General features: G+C 65.2%; 17 protein-coding genes. 3 read left to right on the forward strand and 14 right to left on the reverse strand.

Annotated features, from left to right (window positions below):
- Window positions 1-77 precede the first annotated feature (77 nt).
- From HMPREF0372_RS14535 to HMPREF0372_RS14545, 3 genes are read right to left on the reverse strand one after another with little or no spacing between them, the layout of a single operon-like run.
- Window positions 78-1,835, reverse strand: a complete 1,758-nt coding sequence (locus tag HMPREF0372_RS14535) for a M56 family metallopeptidase (RefSeq protein WP_155117044.1) — start codon at window positions 1,833-1,835, stop codon at window positions 78-80.
- A complete protein-coding gene (locus HMPREF0372_RS14540; RefSeq protein ID WP_007494044.1) occupies window positions 1,745-2,119 on the reverse strand; it encodes a M56 family metallopeptidase in 375 nt (124 codons plus the stop codon). Before HMPREF0372_RS14540 ends, HMPREF0372_RS14535 begins: the two co-directional genes overlap by 91 nt.
- Window positions 2,116-2,499 (reverse strand): BlaI/MecI/CopY family transcriptional regulator, encoded by a 384-nt coding sequence (locus tag HMPREF0372_RS14545; protein WP_007494045.1) that lies wholly within the window; start codon window positions 2,497-2,499, stop codon window positions 2,116-2,118. The genes HMPREF0372_RS14540 and HMPREF0372_RS14545 overlap by 4 nt, the downstream gene beginning before the upstream one ends.
- 137 nt (window positions 2,500-2,636) lie before the next feature.
- Here HMPREF0372_RS14545 and HMPREF0372_RS14550 point away from each other — a divergent pair, with 137 nt between their 5' ends.
- The 3 genes from HMPREF0372_RS14550 to HMPREF0372_RS14560 all read left to right on the forward strand — a co-directional run bounded on the left by HMPREF0372_RS14550 (window position 2,637) and on the right by HMPREF0372_RS14560 (window position 5,543).
- A complete protein-coding gene (locus tag HMPREF0372_RS14550) occupies window positions 2,637-3,242 on the forward strand; it encodes an inorganic diphosphatase (RefSeq protein ID WP_007494046.1) in 606 nt (201 codons plus the stop codon).
- A gap of 91 nt (window positions 3,243-3,333) precedes the next feature.
- The gene (glf, locus tag HMPREF0372_RS14555) at window positions 3,334-4,503 is read left to right on the forward strand and encodes a UDP-galactopyranose mutase (RefSeq protein ID WP_007494047.1); all 1,170 of its coding nucleotides are present in this window, start codon (window positions 3,334-3,336) and stop codon (window positions 4,501-4,503) included.
- 11 nt (window positions 4,504-4,514) lie between these two features.
- Window positions 4,515-5,543: a glycosyltransferase family 2 protein gene (locus HMPREF0372_RS14560; RefSeq protein ID WP_007494048.1), complete on the forward strand. Its 1,029-nt coding sequence runs from the start codon at window positions 4,515-4,517 to the stop codon at window positions 5,541-5,543.
- Between the two features lie 101 nt (window positions 5,544-5,644).
- Here the strand turns inward: HMPREF0372_RS14560 and HMPREF0372_RS14565 are convergent, their stop codons facing one another.
- The 11 genes from HMPREF0372_RS14565 to HMPREF0372_RS14615 all read right to left on the reverse strand — a co-directional run bounded on the left by HMPREF0372_RS14565 (window position 5,645) and on the right by HMPREF0372_RS14615 (window position 13,929).
- Complete coding sequence (locus HMPREF0372_RS14565; protein ID WP_226907920.1) at window positions 5,645-6,256, reverse strand: single-stranded DNA-binding protein; 612 nt, start codon at window positions 6,254-6,256, stop codon at window positions 5,645-5,647.
- A 62-nt stretch (window positions 6,257-6,318) separates the two neighbouring features.
- Complete coding sequence (locus HMPREF0372_RS14570; RefSeq protein WP_007494050.1) at window positions 6,319-6,837, reverse strand: macro domain-containing protein; 519 nt, start codon at window positions 6,835-6,837, stop codon at window positions 6,319-6,321.
- Window positions 6,838-6,874: 37 nt separating this feature from the next.
- Complete coding sequence (locus HMPREF0372_RS14575) at window positions 6,875-8,239, reverse strand: Na+/H+ antiporter NhaC family protein (RefSeq protein ID WP_007494051.1); 1,365 nt, start codon at window positions 8,237-8,239, stop codon at window positions 6,875-6,877.
- Window positions 8,240-8,362: 123 nt separating this feature from the next.
- Window positions 8,363-8,791 (reverse strand): cupin domain-containing protein, encoded by a 429-nt coding sequence (locus HMPREF0372_RS14580; RefSeq protein ID WP_007494052.1) that lies wholly within the window; start codon window positions 8,789-8,791, stop codon window positions 8,363-8,365.
- A complete protein-coding gene (gene eutH / locus HMPREF0372_RS14585) occupies window positions 8,784-9,875 on the reverse strand; it encodes an ethanolamine utilization protein EutH (protein ID WP_007494054.1) in 1,092 nt (363 codons plus the stop codon). The genes HMPREF0372_RS14580 and eutH overlap by 8 nt, the downstream gene beginning before the upstream one ends.
- An 88-nt stretch (window positions 9,876-9,963) precedes the next feature.
- Complete coding sequence (locus tag HMPREF0372_RS14590; protein ID WP_009258343.1) at window positions 9,964-10,197, reverse strand: EutN/CcmL family microcompartment protein; 234 nt, start codon at window positions 10,195-10,197, stop codon at window positions 9,964-9,966.
- Window positions 10,172-10,444: a hypothetical protein gene (locus HMPREF0372_RS14595; RefSeq protein WP_007494059.1), complete on the reverse strand. Its 273-nt coding sequence runs from the start codon at window positions 10,442-10,444 to the stop codon at window positions 10,172-10,174. The genes HMPREF0372_RS14590 and HMPREF0372_RS14595 overlap by 26 nt, the downstream gene beginning before the upstream one ends.
- A complete protein-coding gene (eutD, locus tag HMPREF0372_RS14600) occupies window positions 10,441-11,064 on the reverse strand; it encodes an ethanolamine utilization phosphate acetyltransferase EutD (protein WP_007494061.1) in 624 nt (207 codons plus the stop codon). Before eutD ends, HMPREF0372_RS14595 begins: the two co-directional genes overlap by 4 nt.
- Complete coding sequence (locus tag HMPREF0372_RS14605) at window positions 11,051-11,785, reverse strand: ATP-binding protein (protein WP_007494063.1); 735 nt, start codon at window positions 11,783-11,785, stop codon at window positions 11,051-11,053. Before HMPREF0372_RS14605 ends, eutD begins: the two co-directional genes overlap by 14 nt.
- A 3-nt stretch (window positions 11,786-11,788) precedes the next feature.
- On the reverse strand, window positions 11,789-12,088 hold the full coding sequence (eutM, locus tag HMPREF0372_RS14610; RefSeq protein WP_035298542.1) for an ethanolamine utilization microcompartment protein EutM: 300 nt from the start codon (window positions 12,086-12,088) through the stop codon (window positions 11,789-11,791).
- A gap of 374 nt (window positions 12,089-12,462) precedes the next feature.
- Window positions 12,463-13,929 carry an acetaldehyde dehydrogenase (acetylating) gene (locus HMPREF0372_RS14615; RefSeq protein ID WP_166454467.1) on the reverse strand — a complete coding sequence of 489 codons (1,467 nt, stop codon included), beginning with the start codon at window positions 13,927-13,929 and terminating at the stop codon, window positions 12,463-12,465.
- Window positions 13,930-13,962: the final 33 nt, after the last annotated feature.

The following is a 13,962-nucleotide window of genomic DNA, read 5'->3' on the forward strand; positions in this document are numbered from 1 at the left end:
GGGGCGGAGGAAATTCCTCCGCCCCGCTTCTGCCTGTCGAAAAAGTCGGCGGCATCAGGAAACGTTTCGTTGCCGCCTCACCCGTGCACGGGATACACATCGTTCTCCACCACGTCCCGGATTTCCGTAAAGCGGCCGTTTTCGTCAAAGCAGTACCACGCGGTGCCCTCATGGAGCTGTCCCTCCGTGTCCGACCAGGCCCAGGAATACTGGAGGGACAGGCCGTCCTCTGACCAGGCCAGGGGAACGCACCGGGGATAGCCGACGGCATCTCCCATCTGGTACTCCGGGTTCAGGGCGGCAAAGGTGAGGCCCGCCAGGCCCCCTGTGTCCTTATGAAGCTCGTCCGGGTACAAATCATCCAGCGGGAAAGAGAATGCCACCGCCTCTGTAGCAATGTCGGTAGCCGTCACCGCCGCCCGAGCGCCGTCGGGCGACCAGAGGGGAGCGGAGAGGATGCCGCCGCCGAAGTCGGCAATCTGCCCCAGCGGGACAGGATACTCCCCGCCGGTGTCATAGAGCAGATACCCACGGCCGCTGGGGGTAATTGAAATCAGCCGGCTTCCGTCGGGACTCTCCGTGCGGTCGCGGCCCAGCACCAGGGTGTTCCGGACAGCCTCCGCCTCCTCCCGGCTCACCTGGGACAGATCGAACCACAGGTCATAGACGCCGTTTCCCGCGGCTGCCTGATCCATCACATAAAAGGTGTGCAGCTCCTCCCGGCCGTCGGCCCGCTCCACCAGCACTTCATAGGTATAGAGAGGCCACTGGAATCCCTGCATGTTCTCTCCCTTGTCCAGATATGGAAGATCATCGGTCACGGTCAGCTCCACCGCCTCCGCCGGGAGGATGGGATTGCCGTCCTCATCGGACAGCTCCACGCCATAGCCGGTCACCAGGGATGCAAAGTCAGGCCGCCGGTTCCCCTCGGCATACCACAGAAAGTCGGTGGGGCTGACGATCAGGCCGCCGGCAGGCGGTGAACCGCTCAAAATCAGGGACTCGCCGCCGCTGGAGTAGGTGCCGCTCAGTCCGCTGGGACACCGGAAGGAGTAGTTTTCTCCATAGATTTCTACGTCGGAAGCTGAACTCCCTCTCTCCCCCAGAGAACAGGCAGCGGCCCCGGCGGAGATCACCAGGGCGGCGGCGCAGACCAGGGCCACGCCCTTTTTCCGCGTTCCGCCCGACGCGATGGACAGCAGGCGCTCCTTCATGGCCGCTTTGCCGCCCCGGAAGTGGGTGGTCAGGGGGGCGCGGGCCTCGATGCCCTCCTCCACCGCGTCCAGCATGGCCGCCCCGTAGGCCGCCCGGAAGGCGGCGTCCCGCCCCGCCACCGCCGCCTCGTCGCAGGAGCGCTCCAGATCCCGGCTGGCGGCCGCGGCCATCCAGTGTACCAGAGGGTTGAACCAGTGGAGGGAGCGGGAGAGCAGCAGGAGCAGCTTATACCACAGATCCCGGCGGCGGGTGTGGATCAGCTCATGCCGGAGCACCCCGTCGGACACGGTCTCCCGGGGCAGGAGGAGCGCTGGGTTCACAAAGCCCGTCACCAGGGGCGCGCCCACGGCGGGACAGACCAGCAGGGCCAGGTTCTTCACCCCCAGCTCCGCCTTTGCGGCCTCAAACCGCGCCAGCAGGGCGGCGTCCTCCGCCGGAGCCCCCCAGCGGCGCACCCGCAGGCGGAAGCGGACGTATTTTGCCAGATGCCAAGCCAGGAACGCCCCCGCCCCGGCCAGCCACAGGGCGGTTACGGCCCCTCCAGGGTGAATAGCGGGGTATAGACATCCTGAATGGAGCCGCCATCCACCGGCCTGTTTTCTGCCGCTACCTCTTCCGATGCCGCCTCTTCTTCTGTCAGGGCCGCATAGTGATGGTTTCCGGGATTGCTGTTAACCGTGTCCACCCGGTAGACGGCCCTGGGAACCGCCTCCACCGTCACCGGGGCCTGGGGCAGGCTCAGGTTGAAGGGGATGCACAGGCGGAGGGCGGCCAGCAGCCACACCCAGTAAAAGGCCCCAGCCCGCAGCCGCTTCTTCAAAAGGGGCCGCAGGGCCAGCAGTACGGCCAGCACCACGGACATGGCCAGGGAGATCTCCAGCACGTCGGCAAAGCGGGCGGTCATACGTCCCCCTCCTTCCCCATGGCCTCGTCCAGGAAGACCCGCAGCTCGGCCAGCTCCTCCCGGCTGACGGAGCGGCTGTCATACAGGGCGGCCACCAGGCCGGGCAGGCCCCTCCCCTCCAGGAAGGGGGCGTTCTCAAACGCCAGGTACTCCCCCTCGTCCACAAGGGGGGTATAGACGTTCTGCCGCCCCTCCCTCCCCACGGACAGGAAGCCCCGCTCGGTCAGCCGGGCCAGCAGGGTCTGAAGGGCGGACAGATTCCACGGCCGCTCCTTCTCCAGCCGGGCGCGAATGGCCCCGGTGGGGACGGGCGGCTCCAGCCGCCACACGGCCCGCATGACGGTCAGCTCCGCCTCGGGCAGGCGGTTGAGCTTCTTCATCCCATTCACCTCCTACAAATGTATGTCTTGCTCAAGCTGAGCATACATCTGTAGGTTTTATTTGTCAAGACAAATGTTGTTTTTTTCCTCCCGGACGGCTATAATGGGAGAAAAGACCCACAAAAGGAGTGTTTACGATGTCAAATATCTGGCATGATATCAGCCCCAGCCGCATCCAGCCCGAGGACTTCGTGGCGGTCATTGAGATTCCCAAGGGCAGCAAGAAGAAGTACGAGCTGGATAAGGAAACCGGGCTTATCATCCTGGACCGGGTGCTCCACACCTCCACCCACTACCCCGCCAACTACGGCTTCATTCCCCGCACCTACGGCGACGACGGCGATCCGCTGGACGTGCTGGTGCTCTGTTCGGAGGAAATCGACCCCCTCACACTGGTGCGCTGCTACCCCATCGGCTACATCTCCATGCTGGACGGCGGCAAGAACGACGAGAAGATCATCGCCATCCCCTTCTCCGATCCCACCTACAACCCCTACCACGACCTGATGGATCTGCCCCCCCACCTCTTTGACGAGATGAAGCACTTCTTCTCTGTCTACAAGGCCCTGGAGGGCAAGCAGGCCGTGGCCAAGGATGTGAACGACCGGGCCGCCGCCGTGCAGGTCATCCGGCAGGCCATGGACCACTATGCCGAGTGCTTTCTAGGCGGCCCCTCCGCCAAGGTGGGCCTCTACCCCACCGAGCCGGATCAGCCAACCGCTCCCGAGGGGAAAGGGAAGTAATTTTAAGAATATCTTAATGGGATGTTTACCCCTTTTTCCCGAAACCTGTGGTACACTGTGTTTGACACCAGAGAAGAGAGGACGATTCCCCATGAATCATCAATATGACTGCCTTGTCATCGGAGCCGGCCTGGCCGGTTCCGTGGCGGCCAGGGAGCTGGCCGAGCGGGGCGGCAAGCGGGTACTGGTGCTGGAGCGCCGGAACCACGTGGGCGGCAACGCCTATGATTGCTTCGACGAGGCGGGGGTGCTGATCCACCAGTACGGCCCCCATATCTTCCACACCAACAGCACCCGCGTGTTTGACTATCTCTCCCGCTTCACCCGCTGGCGGCCCTACGAGCACCAGGTGGTGGCCAATCTCCCCGACGGGGACGGGCGGCTGGAGTACCCGGTGCCCTTCAACCTGGTCTCCCTGCGGGCCGCCTTTCCGCCGGAGAAGGCCCGCGCCCTGGCGGAGAAGCTGGTATCCGCCTATGGCATGGAGAAAAAGGTCACCATTCTGGAGCTGCGGCAGAATCCCGACCCGGAGCTGTCCGCCCTGGCCGACTATGTGTATGGCCACGTCTTTGTCCGCTACACCATGAAGCAGTGGGGGCAGACGCCGGAGGAGATCGACCCCAACACCACCGCCCGGGTGCCGGTCTTTCTGTCGGAGGACTGCCGCTACTTTCAGGACGCCTACCAGGGCATGCCTCTGGAGGGCTACACCCCCATGTTCCAGTCCCTGCTGGACCACCCGGACATCATGGTGGAGCTGGGGGTGGACGCGGCCAGCCGCCTGACCCTGGACGGCAGCGCCGCCCTTCTGGACGGGAGGCCCTTCTCCGGCCCCATCATCTATACCGGCGCGGCGGACGAGCTGTTCGGCTGCAAATACGGCCGCCTGCCCTACCGCACCCTGGACTTCCGCTTTGAGACCCACCCGGTGGACTTCTGGCAGAGCCACGGAACGGTAAACTACACCGTGGATCAGGACTACACCCGCATCACCGAGTTCAAGTACCTGACTGGGCAGGAGCTGCCCGGCCAAACCACCATCATGAAGGAGTACTCCCGCGCCTACACCGGAGCGGAGGGGGAGATCCCCTACTACGCCATCATCAACGCCGGGAACAACGCCCTGTACGCCAAATACCGGGCGGAGGCGGACCGCTATCCGAATTTCCACCTGCTGGGCCGGCTGGCGGAGTACAAATACTACAACATGGACGCCATCGCCGCACGGGCGCTGGAGCTGTGTGACGACCTATTGAAGTGAGGAGACTGCCCATGTCAAAGCTCATCACATTCGCGGTGCCCTGCTACAACTCCGCGGCCTACATGGATCACTGCGTGCGCACCCTGCTCACCGGCGGGGACGACATCGAGATCATCCTGGTGGACGACGGCTCCACCAAGGACGACACCCCCGCCATCTGCGACCGCTATCAAGCGGAGTACCCGGACATCGTGCGGGCCATCCACCAGGAGAACGGCGGCCACGGTGAGGGGGTCAACCAGGGCCTGCGCCACGCCCAAGGGATGTACTATAAGGTGGTGGACTCCGACGACTGGCTGGACGAGGCGGCCCTGAAGGCCGTCCTGGACAAGCTGAGGGCGTTCGCCGGGGCGGAGCAGCCGCTGGACCTCTTTATCGCCAACTACGTCTATGAGCACGTGGAGGACAACACGCAGAAGGTGATGAAGTACACCAACGTGTTCCCCGAGGGCCGCGTGTTCACCTGGAACGAGATCGGCCGCTTCCGGCCCTCCCAGTACCTGCTGATGCACTCGGTCATCTACCGCACCGAGATGCTGCGCGCCTGCCGGCTGGAGCTGCCCAAGCACACCTTTTATGTGGACAACATCTTTGTCTACCAGCCCCTGCCGGCGGTAAAGAGCATCTACTACATGGATGTGGATCTCTACCGCTACTTCATCGGCCGGGCCGACCAGAGCGTGAACGAAAAGGTGATGGTCACCCGGGTAGACCAGCAGGTGCGGGTCACCAAGCTGATGATCGACAGCCACAACCTCAAGCAGCTCTACCAAACCCAGCGCAAGCTGGCCCGGTATATGACCAGCTACCTGTCCATGATGATGACCATCTCCTCCATCTTCCTCATCATCGACGGCTCTCCCGCCGCCCTGGGTAAAAAGACCGAGCTGTGGGAGTACCTGCGCACCAGCAACCCCGAGCTGTACCACAAGCTCAAGTACCGCTCCCTGTCCTTCGTGGGCAACATCCCCGGCTACCAGGGCCGCAAGCTGTCCGTCAAGCTCTACCGCCTGGCCCGGAAGATCTACAAGTTCAACTGAGCGGAAAGGAAACCGCCGTCACGAATCCGCCTGTTCCGTAACAACCCGAAATGCAAATAGCCCGAAAGGGGCGGGGCCGCGTCAGCAGCCCCGCCCTTCTGTTATGTCTCCACCGGCTCCAGCTTCATGACGGAGACCTCGTAGGCGGTGCGCACCTCACTGACGCCGTGGTCCACCTTGGTGTAGGCCCGGCTCTGGAGCCGCCCCTCAATGCGCACACCGTCCCCCACCTCCAGTGCCCCGCACCGCCGGGCCAGGCCGCCCCAGGCGATGCAGGGCAGGTAGTCCGCCCGGCCGTACCGGCGGTTCACCGCCAGCATCAAATCGCAGATGTCCCGGCCCAGCGGGGTGCGCCGCACCACCGGCGGCTTGCACAGCACCCCCGCCAGCAGGAGCTGGTTTTCGTGTTCTCCGGCGGCGGGGCGCAGCTCCTTGGCGTAGAGGGTGATCACCAGGCGGCTGCCCTTGCCGCTCTTGTTGTTGAAGGAGCGCACCTCCCCCTCCACCTCCAGCTCCATCCCCTCCGTCACGGGCCGCTGCTCCAGCAGGGCCCTAGGGACCAGGACATTGACCCGGTCCTCCGAGCCGGACAGCCGCCGGACGGCGAGGGGAAAGGTCTCGTATACCACGCCGTGGGTCTCATGGGACAGCACCGGCTCCGCCGCCGCGGTGCCCCGCAGCAGCGCCCGGTTCTCATTCCAGCCTGTTTGCATATCCATCCACTCTCCTACCTGGTTTCGGTAACTGTGGCATGTATATGCAGGCCCGTCCCCCCTTATGACGGCGCGTCCTCCCAGCCCAGGATACGCTTAGCCATGTCGTAGATGCTCTGCCGGTAGAGCACCAGCGTCACCTCCATGGAGGGATGGCGCTGGCAGAAATCGGCAATCGCCGCCCCGGCCACCCGGAGGGAGGCCGCCCGCGGCATGTGGCAGTCGCCGGAGAAGATCAGCGGCACCGCCACCCGCCGGCAGCTGCACAGATACGCCTTATGCAGGGCGTTCTGGTAGCACCCGGCCAGCAGGAACCGCTCCCGGGGCTCCCCGCCGTACCAGCCCGGCCCGGCCACGTGAATGATGTACCGGCAGGGCAGCCCGCAGCCCGGCGTGGCCACCGCCTGCCCGATGCGGCAGCGGCCCAGCTTCCGGCACGCCCTCTCCAGCTTCTCCGTGTCGGCGGCGGCGAAAATCGCGTCGCAGATGCCCGGGCAGCGCCGCAGATCCGTGCCGGCGGCGTTCACAATGGCGTCTGTCTCCATCCGGGTGATATCGCCCAAATACAAATACATGGGCATCCTGACTCCTCCTTTTCCCCATTCTGTCCCTATTATACTACATCAGGAGGCCGCATACCAGATAGCCCGCCGCCGAAAGCCCGGCCGCACACAGGGAATAGGGCAGTTGGGACAGGGCGTGGTCCATATTCTCCATCTTGCAGCAGCTGGAGGTGAGCACCGTGGCGTCGGAGTAGAAGCAGGCGTGGCTGCCCAGGGTGGCGCCGGAGACGATGGCGCCCATCACCAGCAGGGGGTTGGCCCCGATGGAGAAGGCCAGGGGCAGCAGGATCGGCGCCGTCACGGCGGTGATGCCCCACACGCTGCCGGTGGTGAAGTTGAGGGCCGCCACCACCAGGAAGGCGATGGCCGGGAACACCGCCGGGCTCAGGATGGGCTTGACGGCATTGATGACGAAGGGGGCGATGCCGATCTCGGTCATGCCCTCCTGCATCACAAAGGCAAAGAAGATGATGGCCACCGTGGGGATCATGTTGCAGAAGCCGTGCATGGCCAGGTCGCAGAACCTGGTGAGAGACAGCTTCTTCCGGGGGATGTAGAGCAAAAAGCACACGGCGATGGCGGCCACCAGGGCCAGGAACAGCTCGCCCCCCACGATAGTCAGGGCGATCAGCGTGCCGATGGGGAGCACAAAGTCCCACAGGCAGCCGGTAATGGCCGGGGAGTCGTCCTCGTCCTCCAGATTCAGCTCGGCGCTCTCCGGCGAGTAGACCTTTCCGGTCTCCTCCACCCGGCGGTAGGCCTTCTTCATCCGCCCCAGCTTGGGCACCAGCCCCAGGGAGAACAGGGGCACCAGCGCCACCGCCGCGATGGCGTAGAAGATGAAGGGGATCACAGCGCAGAAGGTGTTGATGGCGCTCCCGTAGCCCAGCTCCGGGATGCCCGCCTCGGCGTAGAACAGCCCGGCAAAGAACACCGCCCAGGTGGAGAAGGGCAGCAGGGCGCACACCGGCGCGCCGGTGGAGTCGATGATGTAGGACAGGGTCTCCCGGGGCACCTTCTGCCGGTCAGTGAGCTTGCGCATGCAGGTGCTCAGGGTCATGATATTCAGATAGTCGTCCACAAAGATCAGAATCCCCATGACCCAGGTCACAATCAGCGTGGTTCTGGGGCCCCGGCAAAGCCGACCCAGCAGCCGGGAGAAGCCCAGCGTCCCGTGGGAGGCGCCCAGCAGGGCGATCAGCGCGCCGAACAGGCCGCACACCATGAACACCCACTGGTGGCTCTGGTCGGTGGCCACCCGGAAAAAGGCGTCCATCCAGCCGATGGGGAAGGAAAGTCCATCGACGATGATATAGGTGAGCAGGGTTCCCAGAATCAGCGGCTCCAGCGCCCGTTTGCTCTTGAGCGCCACGGCCACGACGACGACGATTGGAAGCAGCGTCCATATCCCATAATCCATAATAACGGCACCTCCGTTTGCCCCCCAGTATACGAGCACGGATGTAAAAAGGGTGTGCGTTTGCGGTGAGCACCGTTCAGATTGTGTAAAAAAAGCGGGCGGCCGATGGCCGCCCGCCCGGAATCAGCCGCCCTGGCTCTGCCAGTCGGCGGGGTAGACGAAATAGAGGAAGCGGGCGTGCCCGGTGACGGAGAACTGGATGGAGCTGTTCTTTGGGATATAGATCAGCTCCCCCGGCCCGGCGGAGACGGTCTCTCCGCCGATACGGATGTCCAGCCGTCCGCTGAGCACGTAGTCCATCTCGTCGTAGCGCAGGGTCCAGGGAAAGGTGGTGTCGGTCATCTCCATGACGCCCACCCCCAGCCGCGGGGACTCCTGCAGGGTGAACAGGTCACGGGTGTAGACCCGGTCCAGGGGATTTCCCGTGTCCATCCGGTGCTCCTCCGTCACCGCGATGCGGGGCACCTGCACGGCCTTCACCCCGTGGGTTCCGCCGCCCAGGCGCTCCAGCAGCACCTGCCGCACCAGCGCCTCCAATGCGGTCTTATCCATGGCGCTCCTCCTTGTATTTTCTGGTGATCAACATGGCAACCGCCACCGCCGTCACACCGCCCACCAGCTTGCCCACAATCATGGGAAAGATCATAGTGGAATCAAAGCCCGCGGTAAAGCCCAGATGGTCGCCGAACACAAAGGCGGCGGACACCGCAAAGGCCACGTTGATGATCTTACCCCGCCGGTCCATATCGTGGAGCATCTGGAACATGGGGATATTGTTTGCCAGGGTGGCCACCAGCCCGGCGGCCGCGATGTCGTTCATGCCCAGCACATGGCCCAGCTTCATCAGAGGGGTCTTGAATACCCTGGTGATGACATACACCAGCGGAAACGCCCCCGCCAGCACCACGGCGATGTCGCCCACAATGGCCACGCCCTCTGAGATGGGGTTCATCCCCGGAATGAGGGTGAGGGGGGTCAGCTTTTGGATGATGGCCGCCGCCAGGCCGATGGTGATAATAATCACAATGATTCTGCCAAAGACCTGGAAGCCTTTTACCATCCCGTTGGGGAGGAAGGCCAGCCCCAGGGCGATGAGCACGGCGAAAAGCGCGATGGGGATCAGGTTACGCAGTACCATCCCCACCGGGAACCCCGCCGCCAGGCCGCCCGCGAAGCTGCCGATGGGGATGGTGATGACACCTGCCAGCACGCCGGTGGCCAGATAGGGGCGGTCCTCCGCCTTAATAATGCCCAGACCCACCGGGATGGTAAACACGATGGTGGGGCCCAGCATGGAGCCTACGATCAGGCCGCCGAACTGTCCCGCCTCCTGGGTCAGGGCCAGCTCCTGGGCCAGGGGCGCGCCCCCCATGTCGTTGGCCAGGAGGGTACCCGCGAACATGGCCGGATCGGCCCCCAGGGCCTGGTAGAGAGGCACCACCACCGGCCGGAGCAGGTTGGCCAGCACCGGGGCCAGACAGATGATGCCGATCATGGCCAGGGCCAGGGAGCCCATAGCCATGATACCCTCCTCAAATTTCTCCCCCAGGCCGAACCGGTTGCCCAGGATGCGGTCAACCGCACCCAAGGCCATAAAGACGACCATAAGGTAGACAATAATCTCGTTGATGGACATAGTATGTCCCCTTTCCGCGGCTCAGGCGGGCGGTTGGGCCGCCAGCCTGAGAGGATGACCGCCGCCCACATGCGGCGGCCTTGCTTTTCTAGCTCTCGTCCAGTATGCCCACAATGGCGGCATCAATGGGGAGCTCCGCCCCCGCCGCTACCCGGGCCGCGCCGCCGGTGGCCACGAGGACGGTCTCTCCCTCCCCGGCCCCCACGCAGTCGGCGCACACCAGCAGGCGCTCACCCACCCGCACGGTCAGAAACGCCTGCCCGGTGAGGGCGGGGGATTTTTTTGTGGCCCAGACCTTACCGGCCACCTGTCCCAGCAACACAAATACCCATCTCCCGCAGGCGCCGCTCCAGACCGGCGCATTTCTGATAGATGCCAAGGGGGGCGGTACGGCGGTAGCGGCGGTACTCCAGGGCGTCCCGCTCCACCCGCACCCGCGCCCCGGCCAGCAGGGCGGCCAGCACCTCGGTCTCCGCCGCCGTCTGGGGGGCGCAGGCGGCCAGGCGGCCCATGGAGGCCACCGGCAGCCAGGTAATGACCAGCGTCCGCCCCCGCCACTCCAGGGTCATTTCAAAATCACGCCCCGGTCGCCCTTCTGAAAGCCGCACGCATTGGCCTCGTCGTAGTCGATATGCACCACCGTGGAAAACTGGGGGGATACCCGCACCTCCACGTCCTGGAACACCAGCGGGCGGCTGGTAAAGCACTGGAGGCGCACCCGCTGCCGGTCCGCCACGCCGAAGCGGGCGGCGTCCTCCGGCGTCATGTGAATGTGGCGCTTGGCCACAATCAGGCCGCGGCTCAGGCGGAGCACCCGGTCCCCGTGGCGGAGGGTGAGGCCAGGGGTGCCCTCCGTATCGCCGGAGAGGCGCACCGGCGGGGTGAGCCCCAGGGCCACCGCATCGGTGAGGGAGATCTCCACCTGGCTCTCCGGGCGCTCAGGGCCCAGAATCACCACGTTCTTCAAGCTCCCCCTAGGCCCCTCCAGCGTCACCCGCTCGGCGCAGGCGAACTGCCCCGGCTGGGACAGGTCTTTCGTCCGGTTGAGCCGGTAGCCCGCGCCGAACAGGGTCTCCACATCGGCCCGGGACAGGTGGACATGCCGTCCGCTGGCCTCCAGCTCGATGGTCAGGCGGGCGACCAGCTCCTCCGCCAGCCGCTCCACCGTGCTCAATTTACTTGCGTTCATAGCGTCCCGCCTTTAACTTAATCATGAAAATCCACATCAGGGAGGACAGCCGGTTCAGCCCCAAAATCATGTCGCCCCTGGTCACGTTGCCGTCCGCGTCGCAGAAGGCGGCGTAGGCGGCCAGCTCGGTCTGCCGCACCACAGTGCGCAGCTTGTTGACCGCCAGCAGGGCGGGTCCGTCGGTATAGCAGGCCAGAAAGTGGGGCTGGCCGAAGTGCTTCTCCGGATAGTGGGAGTACTCCCGGAGCTGCTCCGGCGTATAGCCGCACAGCTCGATGGCCCCCACCGGCTCGTCCAGCACGTCGAAGCGGATATAGCGCCGGACAAAGCCCAGAACCTCCTCCAGCTCCCCGGCCAGGGCCCCATAGCCCTCCCCCGCCGCCGCCTGCTGGGTCAGCAGGATCTCCGCCTCCAGGGCGTCGATCCAGCCCCGGAATGCGATGCGGGGGTGGTCCTTGAACACCAGTACATTCCCCTTCAGGTGGGTCATGTGCTCCGGCTTTTCATTCAGTGCGGCACCGAACAGAGTGCGGTATTTGGCGGGGGCGGACGGGGCCCCTTCCCCGGCCGCCTCCCCCTGGGGGTAGACCACCTCTACCCGGTGCTCCCGCAGATAGTCCCGCGCCCCCGGTGTGAGCATCTGGTCCCGGTTGACCACCACGGGCCCCCGTGTGCCCTGGTTGGACATGCGGCGCACGTCCTCCTCGGTCAGCAGCGCCATGGGTTACACGTTGTCCATCTCGCCCTGGGCATGGGGCAGGATGTGGTCCACCTCGGCGTGGGGGCGGGGGATGACGTGGACGGAGATCAGCTCTCCCACCTTTTCCGCGGCGGCCGCGCCGGCGTCGGTGGCCGCCTTCACCGCGCCCACGTCGCCCCGCACCATGACGGTCACCAGGCCGCCGCCCACCTGCTCCTTGCCCACCAGCTGCACGTTGGCGGCTTTCACCATGGCGTCGGCCGCCTCAATGGCGCCCACCAGTCCCTTCGTCTCCACCATACCCAGTGCGTTTGTATTGGCCATATTACGGTTCCTCCTGTCAGTCGTCTGTTTGGGTTGTTCCGGTTCCGCCTCCGCCTTCGGTGGGAGAGACGGCTTTGGTTTCTTCGTTTTGGCCGCCCGGGCGGCCTTCCTGGCCGGGGCGGGCGGGTGCTCCGCCGCGTAGCTGCCGGTGCCCGCCCCCTTGTGGGCCGGGGCGGCCAGGGCCGCCGACACGGGTGTGTGCGGAACGCCGCCCACCGCCCCGGCGGGCTCGCCGTTGCCGGCGTATACGGTGTGGGCCTTATCGTCCTCCATTCCCTCTGGCTCCTCCGCCGTCAGGGAGTTGGTCAGGGCCTGCACCTCCTGCAATAGCGCCTCATGTGGATTGAGGAGCACGCCGTCGGCGTTGACCTCGCTCATACGCTCAGCCTCCCTATAATCCGGTTGACCAGTTCGTTGAGCAGGCTCTCATCCACGGCACAGGGGGCATATCCGGCCGCGGGGCGGTTCCCCCGCAGCTCCTCCAGCTCTTTGACGCCCCAGGCCACCCGCTTGATGTTGATGAGGTCCAGGGGCCCGATGTTGTTAGAGCTGGACGAGCCGCCCACCGCGCCGCACCCCAGGGTGAGGGCGGGGAACAGGCAGGTGGTGGCCCCGATGCCGCCCAGGGCGGCGGGGGTGTTGACCAGCACGCGGCTGGCGGGAACGGCGGCGGCAAAGCGCTTAGCGGCGTCGGCATCCTCGGTGTGGATGGCGAAGGTGTGGCCCGCGCCCTCCCACTCCAGGATTTCCACGCAGCGGCGGAGCACCGCCTCCTCGCTGTCCTCCACATAGTAGGCCAGAATCAGGCCCAGCTTCTCATTGGAATAGGGATAGCCGGGACCCACCCCGGTCTCCCGGGCCACCAGTACCCGCGCCGTGGGGGGCACCCGGGTCAGGCCCGCCAGCTTGGCCACCGTCTCCACGCTCTTGCCCACAACGGCCGGATTCATGGTGCCGTTGGGGCGCAGGATGAATTTGGAGAGGAGGCGGTGCTCCTCGTCGTCCAGCAGATAGGCCCCCTGGGCCTTCAGCTCCGCCGTGACCGCGCCCTCCATCCGCCGCTCCACCACAATGGACTGCTCGCTGGCGCAGATGGTGCCGTTGTCAAAGGTCTTGGAGTCCAGAATCCGTTTGACCGCCAGGCGCACGTCGGCGGTGTGGTGGATATAGGCCGGCCCGTTGCCCGCGCCCACGCCGATGGCGGGAGTGCCGGAGGAGTAGGCCGCCTTTACCATGGCCCCGCCGCCGGTGGCCAGAATCAGGCGGGTATCGTCGTGGCGCATGAGGGCGTTGGTGGCCTCCAGGGTGGGGGTGGTGATGCAGGAAATGCTCCCCGCCGGGGCCCCCGCCCCCTCCGCCGCCCGGCGCACCACGTTCACCGTCTCCAGGATGCAGTTTACCGCGCTGGGGTGGGGGGAGAAGATAATGGGGTTGCCCGCCTTCATACAGATCATGGATTTATAGATCACGGTGGAGGTGGGGTTGGTGGAGGGCACCAGCCCCGCCACAATGCCCACTGGCACGCCGATATCAATGGTGCGCTTCTCCCGGTTTTCCGCCAGGATGCCGTGGGTGCGCTCGTCCCGGATGGCCTCATAGAGGGTGGTGGCGGCAAAGCGGTTTTTAAGCTCTTTATCCTCTTTTTTGCCGAAGCCCGTCTCCTCCACCGCCATGTCGGCCAGCCGCCGGGCGTGTTCCCCGGCGGCTGCGGCGATGGCCGCCGTTATTTTGTCCAGCTGCTCCTGGCTCATACCCGCCAGCGTCCTCTGTGCCTGCTTGGCCTGCCGGAGCAGCTCTCTTGTCTCTTGAATGGATTGCAGATCCTTGTCCAAATGGTTCACCTCGTCTTGTCTGGCGGCGGGCGGACACAGTTC

The sequence above is a fragment of the Flavonifractor plautii ATCC 29863 genome (genome assembly GCF_000239295.1).
Lineage (GTDB): Bacteria > Bacillota > Clostridia > Oscillospirales > Oscillospiraceae > Flavonifractor > Flavonifractor plautii.